This is a genomic window from Streptococcus parasanguinis (assembly GCF_047465465.1).
GTDB lineage: Bacteria > Bacillota > Bacilli > Lactobacillales > Streptococcaceae > Streptococcus > Streptococcus parasanguinis_AI.
Window position 1 is genome coordinate 680433 of record NZ_JASGZU010000001.1, and the last position, 18258, is coordinate 698690.

General features: G+C 41.4%; 21 protein-coding genes and 1 other annotated feature. All 21 genes read right to left on the reverse strand.

All coding sequences use genetic code 11. From position 1 onward, the window contains the following. Nucleotides 1-4: 4 nt before the first annotated feature. Complete coding sequence (proB, locus tag QM351_RS03470) at nt 5-1114, reverse strand: glutamate 5-kinase (RefSeq protein ID WP_414326552.1); 1110 nt, start codon at nt 1112-1114, stop codon at nt 5-7. Between the two features lie 229 nt (nt 1115-1343). Next, nucleotides 1344-2234 carry an RluA family pseudouridine synthase gene (locus tag QM351_RS03475; RefSeq protein ID WP_414326553.1) on the reverse strand — a complete coding sequence of 297 codons (891 nt, stop codon included), beginning with the start codon at nt 2232-2234 and terminating at the stop codon, nt 1344-1346. Next, nucleotides 2224-2685, reverse strand: a complete 462-nt coding sequence (gene lspA / locus QM351_RS03480; RefSeq protein WP_003001852.1) for a signal peptidase II — start codon at nt 2683-2685, stop codon at nt 2224-2226. Before lspA ends, QM351_RS03475 begins: the two co-directional genes overlap by 11 nt. Before the next feature lie 3 nt (nt 2686-2688). After that, complete coding sequence (locus QM351_RS03485) at nt 2689-3591, reverse strand: LysR family transcriptional regulator (protein WP_003001728.1); 903 nt, start codon at nt 3589-3591, stop codon at nt 2689-2691. 127 nt (nt 3592-3718) lie between these two features. Continuing rightward, the gene (gene lacG / locus QM351_RS03490) at nt 3719-5125 is read right to left on the reverse strand and encodes a 6-phospho-beta-galactosidase (RefSeq protein ID WP_315377470.1); all 1407 of its coding nucleotides are present in this window, start codon (nt 5123-5125) and stop codon (nt 3719-3721) included. Between the two features lie 102 nt (nt 5126-5227). Continuing rightward, nucleotides 5228-6928 carry a lactose-specific PTS transporter subunit EIIC gene (locus QM351_RS03495; RefSeq protein WP_414326554.1) on the reverse strand — a complete coding sequence of 567 codons (1701 nt, stop codon included), beginning with the start codon at nt 6926-6928 and terminating at the stop codon, nt 5228-5230. After that, nucleotides 6928-7245: a PTS lactose/cellobiose transporter subunit IIA gene (locus tag QM351_RS03500; RefSeq protein ID WP_021153390.1), complete on the reverse strand. Its 318-nt coding sequence runs from the start codon at nt 7243-7245 to the stop codon at nt 6928-6930. Before QM351_RS03500 ends, QM351_RS03495 begins: the two co-directional genes overlap by 1 nt. Before the next feature lie 34 nt (nt 7246-7279). Continuing rightward, nucleotides 7280-8113 carry a PRD domain-containing protein gene (locus QM351_RS03505; protein ID WP_195423368.1) on the reverse strand — a complete coding sequence of 278 codons (834 nt, stop codon included), beginning with the start codon at nt 8111-8113 and terminating at the stop codon, nt 7280-7282. Between the two features lie 450 nt (nt 8114-8563). After that, entirely contained in the window at nt 8564-9544 is a 981-nt protein-coding gene (lacD, locus tag QM351_RS03510; RefSeq protein WP_371585809.1) for a tagatose-bisphosphate aldolase, read from the reverse strand. Between the two features lies 1 nt (nt 9545). After that, the gene (locus tag QM351_RS03515; protein ID WP_227038326.1) at nt 9546-10475 is read right to left on the reverse strand and encodes a tagatose-6-phosphate kinase; all 930 of its coding nucleotides are present in this window, start codon (nt 10473-10475) and stop codon (nt 9546-9548) included. A 10-nt stretch (nt 10476-10485) separates the two neighbouring features. Next, the gene (lacB, locus tag QM351_RS03520; protein ID WP_003002763.1) at nt 10486-11001 is read right to left on the reverse strand and encodes a galactose-6-phosphate isomerase subunit LacB; all 516 of its coding nucleotides are present in this window, start codon (nt 10999-11001) and stop codon (nt 10486-10488) included. Between the two features lie 16 nt (nt 11002-11017). After that, nucleotides 11018-11443: a galactose-6-phosphate isomerase subunit LacA gene (gene lacA / locus QM351_RS03525; RefSeq protein WP_003007724.1), complete on the reverse strand. Its 426-nt coding sequence runs from the start codon at nt 11441-11443 to the stop codon at nt 11018-11020. Nucleotides 11444-11645: 202 nt separating this feature from the next. Continuing rightward, entirely contained in the window at nt 11646-13121 is a 1476-nt protein-coding gene (locus QM351_RS03530; RefSeq protein ID WP_414326558.1) for a PTS transporter subunit IIC, read from the reverse strand. Nucleotides 13122-13219: 98 nt separating this feature from the next. Further along, nucleotides 13220-13525, reverse strand: coding sequence for a PTS sugar transporter subunit IIB (locus QM351_RS03535; RefSeq protein WP_003002828.1), 306 nt, complete (start codon nt 13523-13525; stop codon nt 13220-13222). Between the two features lie 35 nt (nt 13526-13560). After that, nucleotides 13561-14037 carry a PTS sugar transporter subunit IIA gene (locus QM351_RS03540; protein ID WP_023918370.1) on the reverse strand — a complete coding sequence of 159 codons (477 nt, stop codon included), beginning with the start codon at nt 14035-14037 and terminating at the stop codon, nt 13561-13563. Nucleotides 14038-14227: 190 nt separating this feature from the next. Beyond that, the gene (locus tag QM351_RS03545; protein ID WP_414326561.1) at nt 14228-14974 is read right to left on the reverse strand and encodes a DeoR/GlpR family DNA-binding transcription regulator; all 747 of its coding nucleotides are present in this window, start codon (nt 14972-14974) and stop codon (nt 14228-14230) included. A gap of 213 nt (nt 14975-15187) precedes the next feature. Continuing rightward, nucleotides 15188-15481 carry a 50S ribosomal protein L27 gene (gene rpmA / locus QM351_RS03550; protein WP_003002805.1) on the reverse strand — a complete coding sequence of 98 codons (294 nt, stop codon included), beginning with the start codon at nt 15479-15481 and terminating at the stop codon, nt 15188-15190. A 17-nt stretch (nt 15482-15498) separates the two neighbouring features. Beyond that, nucleotides 15499-15843, reverse strand: a complete 345-nt coding sequence (locus QM351_RS03555; RefSeq protein WP_003002581.1) for a ribosomal-processing cysteine protease Prp — start codon at nt 15841-15843, stop codon at nt 15499-15501. 15 nt (nt 15844-15858) lie between these two features. Further along, nucleotides 15859-16173: a 50S ribosomal protein L21 gene (gene rplU, locus QM351_RS03560; protein ID WP_003007734.1), complete on the reverse strand. Its 315-nt coding sequence runs from the start codon at nt 16171-16173 to the stop codon at nt 15859-15861. A gap of 34 nt (nt 16174-16207) precedes the next feature. Further along, nucleotides 16208-16295 (reverse strand) — a sequence feature (ribosomal protein L21 leader region). Nucleotides 16296-16432: 137 nt separating this feature from the next. Continuing rightward, on the reverse strand, nt 16433-16975 hold the full coding sequence (locus tag QM351_RS03565) for a membrane lipoprotein lipid attachment site-containing protein (protein WP_049492006.1): 543 nt from the start codon (nt 16973-16975) through the stop codon (nt 16433-16435). Nucleotides 16976-17028: 53 nt separating this feature from the next. Continuing rightward, nucleotides 17029-18249 carry a tRNA uracil 4-sulfurtransferase ThiI gene (thiI, locus tag QM351_RS03570; RefSeq protein WP_414326563.1) on the reverse strand — a complete coding sequence of 407 codons (1221 nt, stop codon included), beginning with the start codon at nt 18247-18249 and terminating at the stop codon, nt 17029-17031. Nucleotides 18250-18258: the final 9 nt, after the last annotated feature.

Sequence of the window (18258 nt, forward strand, 5' to 3'; positions counted from 1 at the left end):
TCCTTTAGAATTCTGTAAAGAGTAAGTCAATCTCAGGAGTTACCGAGATCCAATCATCCCGGTGGATGAGGATTCCCTTGGCTTTTTTAGATTGGAGCATATCGCGCACAGCCGACTGGCCGAGACGAACTTTCCCTTTCCCTAGTAATTGTCCTGACTCTTGATGATAGACGCTGACGATGTCTTGATAAGAAAAATCCCCTTCTGCCTTAGTCACACCCGAAATTAATAAGCTCTTTCCATATTGCAACAAGGCCTCAGCCGCTCCAGCATCCACCCAAAGAGCTCCTTTACTTTCTGCATAAAAGGCTAGCCATTGCTTCTGGGTTTTTAAACCCTTGTCCTCTGCAAGGAAGTAACTGCCATCTGCTTGCTCTTGCGCCGCTTCGATCAAGGCATCAGGCTTGAGAGATGAGCAAATATAGACAGGAACCCCAGACTCTGTCGCCAGGGTCGCTGCCTTGAGTTTGGTCAGCATACCGCCAGTTCCATTGCTACTACCCGCACCTCCAGCCATCTCGATCATCTCGCGAGAAATGTGCTCGATCCGCTCCAAACGCTTGGCTGTTGGATCCTGAGAAGGATTGGCTGTATAGAGGCCATCGACATCCGTCAACAGCACCAAAAGATCCGCTTGGGCCATGGCCGCAACCTGCGCACTCAAGGTATCATTGTCACCAACTTTTAGCTCAGCGATAGAGACCGTATCATTTTCATTGATAATCGGAATCGCCCCACGGTTGAGTAAGACAGAAAGGGCCTGGTGGGCATTCTTATAGCGACGTTGATCCGCAAAGTCATCCTGGGTTAATAAAATCTGTGCAGAAACAATATTGCGTAAAAGAAGATTAGAGGTATATTCTTCCATCAATAAACCTTGACCAACTGCCGCAGAGGCTTGCTTGTCTGCCACCTTAGTCGGCCGTTTCTTAAAACCAAGGGCACCAAACCCTGCAGCAACCGCCCCTGATGAGACCAAGATCAACTCATGGCCCGATTCGTGTAAGAGGGCCAACTGCTGGGTAATGACCTTGACCTTCTGTCTGGAGAGACTCCCGTCTGGATTGGTCAAAGACGAGGTCCCTACTTTAAAGACGATTCGTTTTGCTTTCATCGCTATGATTCTTTCTAATACTATTTATTTCGTATGTAATGAAAGTGAGGCTGGACAAAAACTGTCCAGCTCTCAATGTTTGATAGTAATAATAGTATGACGCAGTGGTTGAGTGGGCTCTACTACGCTGATTTCATCAGCTTTTACAGCCCTACTCAACTGTGCGGAGGTGGGACAACGAAATCGAATTCTAACGAATTACCGATTTCTGTCCCACTCCCATTCTTCATTATCCTTTTCGAAGGTCTTCCAGCGTTTTCTCAAAGATCGCTGGCACTTCTGCAGTAAATTCCAAAGTCTCTCCTGTGCGAGGGTGAGTAAAGCCGAGTGTCCGCGCATGCAGAAACTGTCCTTTCCCTTTGAGTGTCTTCTTAGGACCATAAGCTGGATCTCCAGCCACTGGATGGCCGATATAGGCCATGTGCACCCGAATTTGGTGGGTGCGACCGGTCTCCAGTTGCAACTCTACCAAGGTGTAATTTCCAAAGCGTTCCAAGACTTGAAAACGGGTCACTGCAGGTTTTCCTTTAGCCGTCACTGCTTGTTTTTTCCGGTCCTTTTCACTGCGACCAATTGGTGCTTCAATCATTCCCCGATCGTTCGGAAGGTTGCCATGAACAATGGCCCAATACTTCCGTAGTGATTTTTTGTCTTTTAGTTCCTCTGCTAAGGCGACGTGAGCTTGGTCATTTTTTGCGACCATCAGGAGGCCTGACGTGTCTTTATCAATCCGGTGGACGATCCCTGGACGCAATTCCCCATTGATCCCTGAAAGGTCCTTGACATGGTATAAGAGCGCATTGACCAAGGTCCCACTGGTATGACCCGCACTTGGGTGAACAACCATGCCTTGAGGTTTATTGACCACCACAACATCTTGGTCCTCATAGACGATGTCTAAGGGCAGATCTTCTGCTTCATAGCTGACCTCTTCCACTTCTGGGACTTCATACTGGATGATGTCCCCTTCTTTGACCGTGTACTTGGCTTTTTTTACAGCCCCATTGACCAGAACTTTTCCTTCTTTGATCTGCTCATTGGCCACAGCCCGTGACAAGGGAGTCAAATCCGCCAAAGTCTTATCCAGTCGCGCACCGGCTACTTCGATTTTAATTTCCATGCGTTTCCTCTTTCAACATCAGGATCAGGAGCAAGAAAACTCCAACTGTCAAATAACTATCTGCTACATTAAAAATGGCAAAATTCATAAAATCCAGGTGGAACATATCGACCACAAAGCCCTGACGCAGGCGATCGATAAAATTCCCCAAGCCACCTGCAATCACCAAGGTCAAGCCCGTCACCATCCAAAGCGACCCCTTGAGGTGCTTATAAAGATAGTAAAAGGCCCCCACCATCACGACTAGCGTGATGAGGGTAAAGAACCATTGCTGATTTTCAAGAAGCGAAAAAGCTGCACCTGTGTTTTGAAGATAGGTCAGGCTGACCACATGGGGAATAAAAGACTTGACGACACCCAGTGGAATGTTCTTCACCACATACCATTTGACCAGCTGATCCAGTAGGACCAAAAGGACAATCGCTACTGGGACCATTGTTTTTCTCTTCATTTCTTACCTCTTTTGATCAAAATATTCTACCATGACCTCGACAAACTTCTCTGCTACAGGAGAGAGATCCATCTCTTCGCGTTTGACATAGACCATTTTATTGTCCAGGTTGTCTTCCAAAGGAATCACGGTAATGCCATTCACTGACTGGCTATCCAAAAAGCCTGATCCCGTCGCATAAGCATCTGTCCGTTCCAAGATTCCATTCAAGGTAGCCCGGTCGGTCACATTGAACATTTGTGAGCTCGAGCTGGTATCGACAAAGTTCTCTGAATAATAGAGGTACTCATCTTTTTCTTGGGTAAAGCGAACAGTTGGCAACTGAGCTAGATCTTCCATGACCAGTTTTTTCTTCTTAGCCAGAGGGTGTCCCTTGCGAAGGTAAATATGAGTCTGAAAAGGAATCAAATCCACCACTTCAAGTCCTAATTTATCAACCCGTTGCATAATTCCCTTGGTATTTTGACGGTTGAGATAAATAATCCCTAACTCACTATGCCCTTGAGCCACTTCATCCAAAATTTGGACCGTCGTTGACTCAAAGATGCGGAAGTTTTTATTTTCCGGATAACGAATCGAGAATTCCGTCATCAAAGGCGGCAAAAAGTCATAGTGTTGACTAGAAATAGAGAATTCTTTCTTCTCTTCTTCAGGACTGGCATATTGATTTTGAAAAATATCAAACCCTTTGACCACATCCTGCGCTTTTTCATAAAATTCCATTCCCCGACGGGTCAAAAAAGTCCCCGAACTGGTCCGACGAAAAATCTTAAAGCCCAATTCTTTTTCCAGATCTCTGACGGATATGGACAAGCTCGGCTGACTCACATACATTTTTTCAGCAGCTTCACGAAAAGTACCACTATTGGCAATCGCCACTACATATCGTAATTGTTGTATATTCATTCTATTTTCCTTATTACAGTATCGATCTATTATACCATAAATTAGGGGCTGAAAGAAGAGATGGGTTTAAGAAACCTTCATCAAGTGAAAATAAAAAAACTGGAACTAAAACAGTTCCAGTTGATACTTATTCAATTACTTGAGTTTCAGCTAATTTCTTGTACCAATGTGCAGATTTCTTAGGATAGCGTTCTTGTGTATCAAAATCAACGTAGAAGAGTCCGTAACGTTTTTCATAACCATTAGACCATGAGAAGACGTCCATCAATGACCAGATGAAGTATCCTTTTACGTTTGCACCATCGGCAATCGCATCAGACAATACTTCCAAGTGTTGTTTCACATAATCAATACGGCCATCATCGTAAACAGTGTTGTCCACAAATTCATCTTTGTATCCAAGTCCGTTTTCTGTGATATAGATTTTCTTGTAGTTTGGATAGTCTTTCTTGACGCGCATGATTTGGTCATACAAGCCTTGAGGGTAGATGATCCAGTCCCAGTCAGTGCGAGGTACATAATCAGGAGCTACACGACGACCAACACCTTTAATTTGGTACTTAGAGCTTCCTTTTTCCCCTTTACCGTTGTGGATGATTTCAGTTTCACCATCAAATGCTTCCATCCAATCACTCATGTAGTAGTTAATTCCAAGGAAGTCGTTCAAATCTTTAGCTGCTTCAAGCGCTGCAAAGTCTTCGTCACGAAGATCCAAGCTACCACCATTAACTGAAAGAATGTGGTTTACACCTTCCATGGTTGCATCTGAATAGTGTCCAAGGTAGGTTGCATCCAAGATAAATTTGTTGTGGATGATATCTTCCAACTCAGCAGCCCGAACGTCAGCTGGATTTTTAGGATCCAATGGATACTTAGTTGGAAGGGCGTGAACAACCCCGATTTCACCTTTATAGCCTTTGTCTTTGTACAATTTCACAGCACGTGCATGAGAAACCATCATATTGTGGTGTGATTGGAAAACTTTGGCAAGGTCATACTGAATACCTGGTGGGAATTTACCGACTAAGTATTGACCATCACCGATTGGGCCAATTTCATTAAAGGTTGTCCAATAGTTGACTTCTGGGAATTCTTCAAAACAGAAAGCAGCATAATCTACAAAGTGTTCGATATTTTCACGATTTAAGAAGTCTCCATTTGAGTGAAGAGCTTCAGGAGTATCAAAGTGGTGAAGAGTTACGAATGGTTCTACATGACGTTTATGACATTCTGCAAATAACTTATGATAGAATTCTACCCCTTTTGGATTGACTTCACCATAGCCAGTTGGGAAAATACGTGACCAAGCAATAGAAATACGAATTCCGTTTACGCCATATTCTTCCGCCAACTGTAAGTCTACTGGATATTTATGGTAGAAATCACTCGCTGGTTCAGCAGTATACCAATAGTTGTCTGCTAAATATTTATCCCATGCAACTGGTCCTTTTCCGTCAGTATGAGTCGCACCTTCTGCCTGGTAAGCTGCTGTTGCGCCACCGAAAATAAAATCTTTAGGTAATGTTTTTGACATAAGTTTCCCCTTCTCAATCATAAAATAAAAATAAAGCAAGATGGAGAGGAGTAAGTGAGCAATCCTTCTCCATCTCACTTTAATCAACAGTAAATGTATTTATTATTGAAATTGTTCTTGAACGAATGCAAGAGCGCCTTTACCATCACGAGTCAACTTGATGTATTGAGCTCCTTCAGTCTTAGCCAATTTGATTCCAAGTTTATCTGTTTCAGCCTTCATATCTTCATAGTTTGAAGCTACTTGAGGAGCAAGAATAACAAGGTCAAATTCTGGCAACATTTCACGGTGAGCACCGTAACCACCAGCAGCAGCCTTCACAGGAACATTGTATTCTGCAGCAGCTTTATTCAAAGCGTTGGCAAGAAGTCCACTAGTTCCACCACCGGCACAAAGAACCAATACGTTAGTTTCTTTTGTGATATTGTTTTGAACTGGTTCACCTTCAACACCAGCTTTTTCAAGAATAGCATCTGCTTTAGCAGTGTTAAAGTTTGCAGCAACTTTTTCTTTCAAGCTATCGTTTGATTTACCTGAACGTTCTTCTTCAAGAATTTGTTCATCGTAAACTTTAACGAATGGGTAGTAAATGATCACGTCTACTACAACAAGAAGTGCAGCAAGGATGAATGAAAGTACTTGGAAGTTCGTACCAAGAACAATACCCAGAGGTCCAGGAGTTGTCCATGGTAGGTTAGAAGTAAATGAGTTCATTCCCAAGGTATCAACAAAGAATTTGAAGATCCATACGTTTGCAATTGGAGCAAAGATAAATGGAACAAAGAAGATTGGGTTCAATACCAATGGAGCACCGAACAAGATTGGTTCGTTAACACCAAAGAATGTTGGAACTACAGATGCACGTCCAATTGCACGGTTCCGTTTTGATTTCGTTAACCACATGAACATGAATGGAACGACAAGAGTCGCACCAGTACCACCCATAGTAACGATAAACATTTGAGTACCTGAAGTAAGGATCTTATCAGCGTGCATTCCTTGTTGAATCAAGTTCAAGTTTACTTCGGCATTTGCATAAGTAATCGCTGCGATAGCTGGTTCAACGATTGAAGGACCATGAATCCCTACGAACCAGAAGAAGGCGAAGGCACCAAAGATGATTGTAATTCCAAGGTAACCATCAGCAGCAGAGAATAGAGGAGCAAGAAGAGTACCGATTGATTCAGCAACCGTTACATGAAGGCTTGCTTTAACAACTAATTCAAGTGCATACAAGAGTACAACTGATAATGTAAATGGAATCAAGTCTTTAAATACTTGTGAAATATTTGGTGGAACCTCGTCCGGCATGCGGATGGTCACATTGTTTTTCACACAGACTTTGTAAACATTAACAGTAATGAATGCAGCAATAAAGGCTGTTAACAACCCTTTAGTCCCCATGAATGCTGTTAAGAATCCGCCATCTTTAGCAGGTTCAGCAGCCATGAGCAAGAAGCCAACCATAGAAGCCAACATTGTAGAAATGAAGTTGATTTGGTTGGTTGCTGGGAGGTCACGGTTCATTGAATCAGTCAAAGCCTTAGCCGTTGTCCCACCAACGAAGAAGGCCAAGATGCCCATAGAATAGCTATATGGAGTCATCAAGAAAGTTTCAATATCTTTAGACCAATGGAATCCCCAAGCGTTTGGTACATACGCAATTAGGATGAAGATAGATGAGAATAAGATTACAGGCATCCCTGCAATAAAGCCATCCCGAATCGCTCGCAAATATTTGTTTCGAGAAATCTTTTCAAAGAAAGGTTTCCCTTTTTCAATCAGTTCAATCAGTTTATTCATTATTTCGCTCCTCTTTTATATAGTTCAATCAGATGGTGAATCACGTCTTTTAATAGGATCGTTGTCATGAGATGGTCTTGACCATGCATCATGGTAATGCTATAGGGGATTTCTTCTCCTGCTGCTTCATGCGCTAGCATGGTCGTTTGAGATTTGTGAGCCTCAGCGATACAGGACCCTGCTTCTTCTACTAAGGATTCTGCTTTAGCAAAATCACCATTTTCAGCAACTTTTAAGGCTTCCACTAATTTTGATCGAGCGTCACCGGCATAAGCGACAATTTCAAACCCAAGTAATTGGACTTCTTCTTTATTCATGTTGGTTCCTCCTTATGATACCTTTTGAAAATTTTTATAATAGACGTTGAATATGAAGGGCTAAATAGACTTTTTCATTAGGAGATATCTTGGCTCCTGTCTGTTCAGCGATGGTTTGGTAGATTTGATGACTAATCTCATAAGCCTTTGGATAACTTAGCTGAATCAGTTGTTCCATCTCGCTCAAACCTTCTGGATCTTCTCTTCCCTTATCTAGCGAATCTAGGAAATAATTGAGATGGATCATAAAGCGATCATAGAAATGACTGTTTTCTTCTTTCCGTTTCAAGCCATTTTGAGCTAGTTTTTCTTCTACAGCTTTCAAAATAACTTGTCGGTCCTGGACATCTGGATCTTGCTCATGAATCATTTCCCCTTGTGCATTAATGAAATGATAAGCAATGCGATTTACTTCATCGTCAGGAAATTGATCCAAGAGCCGCTTTCGAAAGATCTCAATCGCTTCTTTTGCGATTTTATAGGGAATCGGATGCATAGCAGACGCATCAGGAAGGTCACTGTGTTTATATCTTCCCTGATGAACTGCCTGGTAAGAACAAAAGATGTGATCTGTTAATGTCACATAGATATATTCTTGAACAGGATAGGCATATTTCTTAGACAAGGTATCAATCACTTCATAAGTGGTTGTAATGAAATCAAGAGGAACATCCTTTAGAAGGGCCATAAAGTTTTCTCTTGACTCATCCGTATTTAAACGAAATACTTTTTCTACCTTATCATCAGCTACTAGATCATTTTTCTTTTTCCCAAAAGCAATCCCACTCCCAATAACAATCAACTCTTGTTGTAGTTCATTTTGAACCAAAGCAACATTATTGTTCATTGGATGGATAATACGATACATGAGGCTCTCCTTTGTAAAATTTGTTAAAAGCAAATAAAAATGACCACGAAGCAACTGAAAAAACTAGCATACACTAATTGTTCATCTACTTGTGGTCACGCCTAATCTAACTTAGTAACGCTCACTGCTATTCAACTTATAAACTTATTCTATCATAAGCTTTTTATTTTGTAAACCCTTACAGCGAAAATTTTTAAACATTTTTTTATAAAAAAGAAACAAGGCCTTAAAATAATGAAGAGGCTGGGACAAAAGTCCTAGCCTCTCAATCAGCTTTGGATTGTCGAGCAAGACGCAGTGGTTGAGTGGGCTCTACTACGCTGATTTCATCAGCTTTTACAGCCCTACTCAACTGTGCGGAGGTGGGACGACGAAATCGAATTCTAACGAATGACCGATTTCTGTCCCACTCTCTAACTGTTGCTTTAGGAGGCAATCATCATTTGAATCTTATACGCGTTCTGTCCAAGGTGTCGCTACTTTAGCCAAAACGTCATTTAATTCTTCAATATTTTGTCGACCTTCTGTACGAAGCCATTCACGAGCAGCTGCTTCTCCGTCTTTGATATAAGCTTCAACTGATCCAGCCCATGTTGCACGTCCACAAAGAACACCATTGAAGTTTGCACCTGATTCGTGGGCAAAGACAAGAGTTTCTTGGAAGAGCTTAGCTGATACACCGGCACTGAGGTAGATGTATGGAAGGTTGGTCGCTTCTTCTTGTTCTTTGAAGAAGGCAGCTGCTTCTTCACGACTATAGACAACTTCTCCTTCTCCAAATCCTTCCACGAAGTTCACATTAACTGGAACTTCGACTTTTAAGACATCGATATTGAAACGAGGATCTGAGAAGACTTTCATAGCCTCAATCACCTTACGAGGTTTCACTTTTGCATATTCAGCAGAGGTTGCATCCGCAATTCCTTCATCATAAGCCAAGATTTCAAGGAAGAATGGAATGTCCTCTGCAGCGCATTCTGAACCGATGCGTTCGATATAAGCTTGTTTTTCTTGGTTGAGTTCGTCTGCACTGTCTACATCATAGTAGAGCAAGAATTTCACAGCATCTGCGCCTTGTTCTTTGATGCGTTTTGCTGACCAAAGGTTCAAGCAGTCAGGCAAGCGTTTGGTGCTAGACGTATCGTAGCCTGTCTTTTCGTATGCGAGCAAGAGTCCTGCATCTTTGTCCAAGGCTTTTGTAGCAGGTAGACCATATTCTGGGTCCAATAACATAGATGAAGCATATTTTGTCAATTCATCAGCTACAAGGACTTTTAATTCTTCCATTTGTGCTACTGTTGGTTCTGTGTCTTGGTATTTGGCCATCAAGCGTTTCAAAGCCCCACGTTGGTCGAAGGCCAAAGCTGAAATGACACCGTCTTTTGTACTAAGACGTTCCAAATAGTTGCGTTTTTGTTCTGTTAATACCATTTTATACCTCTTTTACGATTAATTGTTGATACAAGGCATCATAGTGCCCCATGTTGACATGTCCTGTTTGTGCTTCTTGTGCATTTAACATTCCAAGAACATTTGCTTTCTTGAGCAAGTCTGCGTCACTCTCATGATGATAGAGACCAGATGCAATCCCTGCAACAGTCGAATCACCAGATCCGACTGGATTGACGACATCGATCTTAGGAATATCTACCTTATAGAAGACATCCCCATGCTTAGCGAAAGCGCCATTTGCACCAAGGGAGACAATCACCCATTCGATGCCATCAAAGAGAGAATCCTGAAGAACTTCTTTTAAGTCTTCCACATTCTTACTCACTTCTTTTCCTAACAACTGTGATAATTCTTCATTGTTTGGTTTAATGACCGTAGGCTTGACAGCTGCTTGAATGGCAGCTTCTAAAGAAGCTCCCGAGCAATCAAGTACGACTGGTTTCCCAGCTTCCCTTGCAATCTTAACAAGGCTAGCATAGTAGTCCACTGGTAAACCAGCAGGAAGACTTCCAGAGATGGCAACAACCTCTACTTGTTCAACCAAGTGACGATAATGGTCGAGAAAGTCTTGGCCTTCTTTCTCAGAAATGGTTGGACCTTTTTCTAAGATTTCTGTTTGCTTGCCTTCGTGAAGGATGGCGATACAATTACGTGTATCTCCAGCAATTTCAAAGAAACGTTCCTCTATCCCTTCTCCTAAATGATCGAGAATGAATTGCCCCGTCCGACCACCAAGTAGGCCAGTCGTTGCCACTGGATCCTTTATCTCAGAAAGTACACGGGTAACATTGAGACCTTTTCCACCAGCTGTCTTACTCACCTCAGCTACACGATTGACTGTATCCAACTGGAGTACATCCAAAGGATAAGAAATATCAATCGAAGGGTTCATCGTGACCGTTAATATCATACGTCACCTCTTAGTCGTGGTATTCACCACGGTCCCATTTTTCAAGGAATTCTGTAAAGAAATCAGCATCCGCTTGATGAGCATTATGGGTTTCAACATGTTGGATCTTAGCGATCAATTTTTTATTTTCTTCAGTTGGTTTGTATTCAGCGTGGATGAATGCTTCAATGATATCGCACATGAGCAATTCACCAGTAATTTTACCCCCAAACCCGATGACATTCGCGTTCAATTCTTCTTTTGCATAAAGAGCAGTTGTCATATCGCGTACCAAGGCAGAACGGATACCAGGTACTTTGTTAACAGCATTGTTAATCCCAACACCAGTACCACAGATACAAACACCAAGATCTGCTTGGCCACTTGCTACGGCTTCACCGACTTTCTTACCAAAGATTGGATAGTGGGTACGTGTATGGTCATAAGTCCCAAAGTCGAGCACTTCGTATCCTTTTGATTTCAAAAAATCAGAAACAGCCATTTTTTCATTTGTCACAATGTGATCACAACCAATTGCAATTCTCATTTGAATTCTCCTCTCATTAGCACATCTTATTCAACATATCTACACGGATTTGGTGACGGCCACCGTCGTATTTACCATTGACGAAGCCTTTGGCAATGTTTTTCGCCAATTCATCCCCAACAATTTCAGCCCCCATGGTAATCATTCGAGAATTGTTGTGTCCACGTGTCATATAAGCAGAACGTTCATCTGAAACTTCTGCTGCCACCATTCCTTTGATTTTAGTCGCAACCATAAATGGACCAGCTCCATAAGCATCAATCACGATTCCAAGATTTTGATCGTTTTTGTTCACTTCGCTCGCAACTGCAAGTGTCACATCTACAAAATCTTGACCTTCAGCGGTTACATCTACAACATCGAAGTTTTCTTTTACAAGAAATTCTTTCACGAGATCTTTTAATCTTAATCCTGCAGCATCTGCACCAATTACAATAGACATGTCCTGTCCTCCTTTTGTTTGTTTCAGCAAATATCCCTGTTGTTAATTTTTCACAAAGAAACATTTTCTTACTTTTGATATTATATTACACCTATTTCGAACGAAAGTCAACATTAAATTGTTTATTTTCGAACATTTTTTAAAAATAAAAACACCATATCTAGAAAAGATATGGTGTCAGTTTTCAAACTACATGGAACGATTATTTTGCATTTGCAGCATATTCTTCGTTACGTTTGATCATTTGTTTTCTGTACCAAGCGAAGATTCCGATATAGAATGCCAAGAAGACAACTACACCAAGGATAGCTTTGATATCACCAGTTGTTGCGTTACCGATTGTCCAACCGAGCAATTTTTCAACTGGTCCTTCAAGAGTTGAGTGAGTGATCAATTGAGTAGAAGCTACCCCTTTAGGGAAGGCATCAACACTCTTAGCCAATTGAGTTGCAAATGGTGCAATCAATGTACCTGAAAGAAGGAAGAGTGGCAAGAGAAGGCTTCCGAAGATGATCATACGGATCAATTTACCGCGTGTTACAACCAACAAGGCTGGAGTTACACCCATAGCGATGATCCCTGCAAGTGGCAAGATACCATTTCCGACTTTAGAAAGAAGCACTGCTTCGATCAACATGATTGGTGCAAGTACGTTGGCACAAGCCCAGATTTCAGCACGACCAGCGATAAATGGCCAGTCCAAACCGATGTTGAATTTACGTCCTTGAAGACGTTTAGTAGCAACGTTTGTAATACCTTGTGACAATGGTTCTACTGCTGCGATGAACCAAGAACCGATCAATGAGAACAATTCCAAGCAGACACCGGCAGTCAAACCAAGGCTCAACCAACCTTTAATAACCAATTCCCATTTGTCAGCATCAACAACACCAGCAACTGGTTGTGGAGTACCCATGATACCGATGACGATACCAAGTAGGAAACCGATAAAGAATTTAGATCCCCAGAAACCGATCTTCTTGTTCAATTTAGCAGCGTCGAAGTCGTATTTATCAAGACCTGGGAAGAATTTGTCAAAGATTTTATCCAAGACCATGATGATTGGGTTCATCATGTAGTTCATGTGAGTAGATGTCATAGGTGATGAACTTGGTGCATTCAACAAATCATCAAATGTTGGTTTCATCAAGTCTGAGTTGATGATTTTCATAACCCCTACAAGGACAACGGCAAGTGTTGCAACGAAGAGGGATACCCCTGCACTAACACCATTTTTATCGGCATACCATTTAATCAAAAGACCAGTGATTGACAAGTGCCAAATATCGAAAATGTCGACATCAAGTGTGTCAGTTTTCTTAATTAGCAACATCACGATGTTGACAATCAGCATCACCAACAAGAAGTAGAGCGTCCAAGCAGAACCCCATGTGATGGTTGCAAGTGGAGCCCAACCAACGTCAGTAATAGTCAATTGGATACCTGTATTCTCAACAAATTTTGCAAGAGATGCTGAGAAAGCCGTATTAAGCATACCGATGATTGCACCGATACCAGTAAGGGCGATGGCAAGTTTAATACCACCTTCAAGGGCTTTAGAGAATTTCACTCCAAACAAGAGGGCCAAAACCGTCAAAATGATTAACATGATGATCGGACCACCCATGTCTAGGATGGGTTTGAAAAATTTATTGGCAAAATCTATAATTCCATTCATAATAAATCCTCCCGATTTATGAATTTTTTGTAATTTACAGCAGAAAGTGTTCCCAATTTTATCATTGGATAACGCTTACAAACTTGTTTAAAAAAATATTAACTTAATCCATGTTCTTTAATGGCAGCTTCGATGTTATCAAAGACTGGCGCACTCATTGCAGGAATACGGAATAAAATTGGTCCCGCTTCTACCACTGGAATACCAGGATCGAATCCCAAATCAGTAGCAGCAATTGGAGTAAAGATGTCATAACCAGAAATCAAATCTTCATTGACGTCTTTGACCATGACAGCGTCACAACGCACATCATAACCACGGTTTGACAACTCTTCTTCCAACGCATTCTTAATTTGGTGGCTAGAGTTAACACCTGCACCACAGGCAGCTAAAATTTTAATCATTTGGATGTCCTCCATTATAAATATTTACGAATGTTTTAGGAAATAGTTTCCGTAATGTATTGATAAAGCTTATCTTCACTATCTAATTTTGATAGAGCTTCGAGATTTCCATTGGATGTAAAGAAATCCATCAGCTGGGCCAAAATATTGGTTTGGCTTGAGCTCGTATTATTGATAATAAAGAATAAGAGTGAAACTTGAACTTCCTTATCTGGAGCAATCATATTATGGAAAGTTACGGGTTGATCCAAACGAACCACGACCACATTCTCAGTGAGATTATGGACAATGTCTGTATGCGGGATCGCCACATTTGGTAAGTCCTTACCAAGAAATTCCATGTCTAATCCAGTCGGGAAAGACTTTTCACGCTCAATCAAAGCGGAACGATAGGTTGGTGTCACAATCTGTCGCTCTTCCAATAAGCTTGCTACCTGCTCAAAGAGATCTGTTTGATCCTTGGCATGTAGGCAAAATACAAGATCTTTGTTAAAGAGTTGATTTAATCCCATTGTTGCCACCTCCTTATCTAACTATTTATTTTATAGCTTCAGTATATCACTATATTGATTGAGTGTCAATCATTTTTTGTCTAAATTTGTTTAATTTTGTTTGTATATCACTCTAAAGCGCTTTCTATCCGTCATTTTCCAACATCATTAAATCAGTAAAAAGTGGTCTCTTTTTTGAGACCACTTTGTTCTATATGATTTTCGTATACAATCCGTATTTGTCTTTGATCTTCTTTGGAATACTATCATCAGTAATAATGGCATTCAGATCTTCCACTCGATAGAAACTATAGAAAGAATAGCTATCAAACTTACTGTTATCGGCAACCACATATTTCTCAATTGCATTGTTTAGAATAATGGCATTACCATTTCCTTCTTCTTCATTGGCTGTGGAAACATGATGCCCATCGATGCCATTGACCCCGATGAAAGCTTTAGAAACCTTGATTTCTTTCAAGAGTTTATTGGCAAATTGACCGACAAAAGTTTGTGTCTTCACCCGGTAGCGACCACCAACTAAGATCAAGTCATAATTTGGAAAATCCTTTAGCTTTTCAAAAATGGGGAGGGAATTGGTGACGATACTGATTTCCTTTCCTTCTAAATAGTCGCCGATAAAATCTGTTGTCGTACCAGACCCAATAAAGACGGTATCCCCATTTTCGATCAAGTCTGCACATTTTTTTGCAATGGTTCGTTTCTCATCAATATTGATGAGATTTTTCTCACTGTGAGAAGCCTCTAACAAGCTATCTTTTACTTTTTTGTGGGCTCCACCATGTACACGAACTAAAAGACCTTGTTTTTCAAGATCGATCAGATCGCGACGAATGGTCATGTCTGTCACCCCAAAGAGTTCCTTGAGTTCTTTGACTGATACCACACTTTTTCGATCCAGTTCCTGAAGAATTTCAACATGTCTGCTATCTTTCATGGTACTACTTCCATTCCTACTATATTTGTCTCTATTATACTACATTTTTCAAAAAACACAAATTCAAACATTATATTAACAGGAGTAAACATGATATTTTTAAATAAATAAAAGAAAAAAGCCTTCTGATAAATCAGAAAGCTTTAATTTTGCTATTTCTAGCTTCCTCACCTTTGGATCAAGGCTCGGGACAAAAAGGTTTAGAAAACCTTTTTATTTTGCGATTGGGTAAACAGAAACTTGTTTTTTATCGCGACCTTTACGTTCGAAGCGTACTACGCCTTCAACTTTTGCGAACAAAGTATCGTCTCCACCACGTCCAACGTTCACACCTGGGTAGATGTGTGTACCGCGTTGACGGTAAAGGATAGATCCACCTGTTACAGTTTGTCCATCAGCTGCTTTAGCTCCAAGACGTTTTGCTTGTGAATCACGTCCGTTTGATGTAGAACCTCCACCTTTTTTGTGGGCGAAAAGTTGCAAGTTAGCAAGATTCAATTTCAACATAATTGTTTTCCTCCATGTTAGTTTTCTGTGATAACTCTTGTTTGGACGAACTCTGAAGAGTTCTCCGATAAGTTTGCCATCCCTAAGAAAAATGATTCAAAGAATAGTTGGGTCATTTCTCTTTGATGTGGTGGAATATCTGTCGGGATTGTGACCCGAAGAAAGCCACCTTCTTCTTCGTTTAATTCTAGATCCGGTTCGTAGCCTGCAAATTTCTCAACAGAGTTGACAAAGTTAATGGCTAGAGTCGAAACCGATGCACACACGACATCAAAGCCATATTCACCGCTTCCAGCGTGCCCAGTGATTTCTGCACTCCTCAGCTCGCCATCTTCGGCTCGTTCAAAGACTGCTTGTATCATGTGTTCTCCTAAAAATTAAGCGTTGATAGCGTTGATGACAACTTTAGTGTAAGGTTGACGGTGACCTTGTTTACGGTGGCTACCTTTTTTAGGTTTGTACTTGTAAGTAACAACTTTCTTTTGTTTTCCTTGTTTTTCAACAGTTCCAACAACAGTAGCTCCTGAAACAAGTGGAGTTCCGACAACAGTGTTTTCACCACCAACAAGAACAACTTCGTTAAATGTAACTTCTTGACCAGCTTCAACGTTCAATTTTTCAACGTAGACTGCTTGACCAACTTCAACTTTAACTTGTTTTCCGCCAGTTTTAATGATTGCGTATGTGCTCATTATGCACCTCCTATGTATTTTTGGGTTTCCCCGTATTTTTGTGAAGACTCGCCTAGCATCGTGGGACGAACCACTTACTCTCATGGAAATGAGCGACGATGTTCGAGCGGTTGCACAGGCATGTGCATAGTCAACTCTCTAAGTATATCACTTCTATCAAACAAAGACAAGTATTTTTGCGCTTTGAAAGCGAATTTTCTTTGAAAAATCTATTTTTTGTATCTTATAGTTTAAGATCGCATTCAAAACCGGCTTTCATCTACTTATCCTTAAATTTAAAGTCATTGAAGCTCATTTTGGCTTTAGACGAATCGTTCATCCCCTTCATTTTTTCTTCTTGTTCCTTAGTAATTTTTATCGGAATCGCTGCAGCAGTATTGGGTTTTAACACACCCGATTCGCTCACTTCATAGTCAACTGTGACATCTTTAAAAAGTGGCTCTCCATCATATTCCAAATTCAGGACAAAGGATCCATCACGATCGATGGTGGTGGTGGTACGATTCACAATAAAGAACAAGGCGAAGCGGTTTTCCTCATTTCCAAAGGTATATCCTGGGAAAAAGACAAATAATTTTCCAGCTTCTCCAAGCGTTGGATGTTCCTTGATAAATTTTTCGGACGCTTCCAAGACTTCGTTGTCCTGGTCTTTATACTGCTCGGCCCTGACAAATGTGAGGGGTTCTTTTTTTCTACTGCTTGATTGGCTAGTCTTCTCTTCTTTTTTCGGTCCAGTAAACGATACTTTGACACAGCCTGTCAACAGAAGCAAACTTGTCATTAATACGATAATTTTTTTCATTTTGTCTCCTTTAGATTTGAGTAGAAAAAGAGGCTGGATACTCCCAGTCTCCCCTATAGCAAATCCTCGATCAGGTCATCGACCTCATCTTTTTCTGCTTTTGGTGTGATTTCCGTTACGACGATGCCTGACACAGCACGCTCGACCAAAGCTTCCACATCCAACCGTTGCTCATACTGCTCCGCATTTTTGAGTTTCGGATTCGTCTTTGGACGATCTGGTGCAAAGATGGTACAACAGTCTTCAAACGGTTGGATGGAGATTTCAAAGGTATCAATCTCTTGGGCAATATCGATGATTTCCAACTTGTCCATGGTTACCACTGGACGGATAACTGGCGTATTGGTCACTGCATTGATGGCCTGCATACTCTCTAAGGTTTGGCTAGCCACTTGTCCCAAGCTTTCACCATTGATAATGACCAAACCACCACGAACCTCGCGAATGCGGTCTGTAATGCGCATCATAAAGCGGCGGGTCAGGGTCATGAGGTAAGCTTCTGGCGCTTTTGCCTTGATTTCCTCTTGGATCTCTGTGAAGGGCACCTCGATAAATTGGATATTGCCCCCAAACTTGGTCAACTTCCGTGTTAAGTCATGGGCTTTTTTCAAGGCACCTGGGCTGGTATAAGGTGGGCTCGCAAAGTGGACCGCTTCGATATCCACACCACGCTTTAAGGCCAGGTAACCAGCTACTGGAGAGTCGATCCCACCAGATAGCATGAGCATGCCTTTGCCAGAAGTCCCAACAGGAAGGCCACCGGCTCCCTTAATGGTTTCATAAGAGATGTAGGCTGCTTCTTCTCGGATTTCGACTTGCAGATTGATATCTGGCTTTTTCATCTGTGCCTGGATCGTTGGGATCGCTTCAAAGACAGCGCCACCTAGAGTTTGATTGAGCTCACGGCTATCGAGTTCAAAAGTGTGATCGCTACGCTTACTTGAGATTTTAAAGGTCAAGCCGTCCTTGTAAATCTCCTTCATAATCTCTTGCACTGCCGCTTTTAAGGCTGGTACTGATTTTTCAATCTTGTAAACAGGTGAAAAATTTTGGATTCCAAAAACTTGCTTGAGGGATTCTGCCACCGGCTCATAATCCGTCCCATGTAGATAAGCATGGGCTCGATCGCGGTCCGCTGTCACTTTGACAGCCGGATAAATAGATAAAACATCTTGGATATTATTGCGAAGTTTATTGATGAAACGCATGCGGTTCTTCCCTTTAGTAGAAAGCTCTCCATAGCGAATCATAATTTCTGAATAGGTTAAGGTCATATTGATTTC

What these genes read in the sequence shown, in the direction of transcription:
- proB (WP_414326552.1), bottom strand. Translation starts at nt 1,114, where the DNA reads ATGAAAGCAAAACGAATCGTCTTTAAAGTAGGGACCTCGTCTTTGACC.
- QM351_RS03475 (WP_414326553.1), bottom strand. Translation starts at nt 2,234, where the DNA reads ATGGAAATTAAAATCGAAGTAGCCGGTGCGCGACTGGATAAGACTTTG.
- lspA (WP_003001852.1), bottom strand. Translation starts at nt 2,685, where the DNA reads ATGAAGAGAAAAACAATGGTCCCAGTAGCGATTGTCCTTTTGGTCCTA.
- QM351_RS03485 (WP_003001728.1), bottom strand. Translation starts at nt 3,591, where the DNA reads ATGAATATACAACAATTACGATATGTAGTGGCGATTGCCAATAGTGGT.
- lacG (WP_315377470.1), bottom strand. Translation starts at nt 5,125, where the DNA reads ATGTCAAAAACATTACCTAAAGATTTTATTTTCGGTGGCGCAACAGCA.
- QM351_RS03495 (WP_414326554.1), bottom strand. Translation starts at nt 6,928, where the DNA reads ATGAATAAACTGATTGAACTGATTGAAAAAGGGAAACCTTTCTTTGAA.
- QM351_RS03500 (WP_021153390.1), bottom strand. Translation starts at nt 7,245, where the DNA reads ATGAATAAAGAAGAAGTCCAATTACTTGGGTTTGAAATTGTCGCTTAT.
- QM351_RS03505 (WP_195423368.1), bottom strand. Translation starts at nt 8,113, where the DNA reads ATGTATCGTATTATCCATCCAATGAACAATAATGTTGCTTTGGTTCAA.
- lacD (WP_371585809.1), bottom strand. Translation starts at nt 9,544, where the DNA reads ATGGTATTAACAGAACAAAAACGCAACTATTTGGAACGTCTTAGTACA.
- QM351_RS03515 (WP_227038326.1), bottom strand. Translation starts at nt 10,475, where the DNA reads ATGATATTAACGGTCACGATGAACCCTTCGATTGATATTTCTTATCCT.
- lacB (WP_003002763.1), bottom strand. Translation starts at nt 11,001, where the DNA reads ATGAGAATTGCAATTGGTTGTGATCACATTGTGACAAATGAAAAAATG.
- lacA (WP_003007724.1), bottom strand. Translation starts at nt 11,443, where the DNA reads ATGTCTATTGTAATTGGTGCAGATGCTGCAGGATTAAGATTAAAAGAT.
- QM351_RS03530 (WP_414326558.1), bottom strand. Translation starts at nt 13,121, where the DNA reads ATGAATGGAATTATAGATTTTGCCAATAAATTTTTCAAACCCATCCTA.
- QM351_RS03535 (WP_003002828.1), bottom strand. Translation starts at nt 13,525, where the DNA reads ATGATTAAAATTTTAGCTGCCTGTGGTGCAGGTGTTAACTCTAGCCAC.
- QM351_RS03540 (WP_023918370.1), bottom strand. Translation starts at nt 14,037, where the DNA reads ATGGGATTAAATCAACTCTTTAACAAAGATCTTGTATTTTGCCTACAT.
- QM351_RS03545 (WP_414326561.1), bottom strand. Translation starts at nt 14,974, where the DNA reads ATGAAAGATAGCAGACATGTTGAAATTCTTCAGGAACTGGATCGAAAA.
- rpmA (WP_003002805.1), bottom strand. Translation starts at nt 15,481, where the DNA reads ATGTTGAAATTGAATCTTGCTAACTTGCAACTTTTCGCCCACAAAAAA.
- QM351_RS03555 (WP_003002581.1), bottom strand. Translation starts at nt 15,843, where the DNA reads ATGATACAAGCAGTCTTTGAACGAGCCGAAGATGGCGAGCTGAGGAGT.
- rplU (WP_003007734.1), bottom strand. Translation starts at nt 16,173, where the DNA reads ATGAGCACATACGCAATCATTAAAACTGGCGGAAAACAAGTTAAAGTT.
- QM351_RS03565 (WP_049492006.1), bottom strand. Translation starts at nt 16,975, where the DNA reads ATGAAAAAAATTATCGTATTAATGACAAGTTTGCTTCTGTTGACAGGC.
- thiI (WP_414326563.1), bottom strand. Translation starts at nt 18,249, where the DNA reads ATGACCTTAACCTATTCAGAAATTATGATTCGCTATGGAGAGCTTTCT.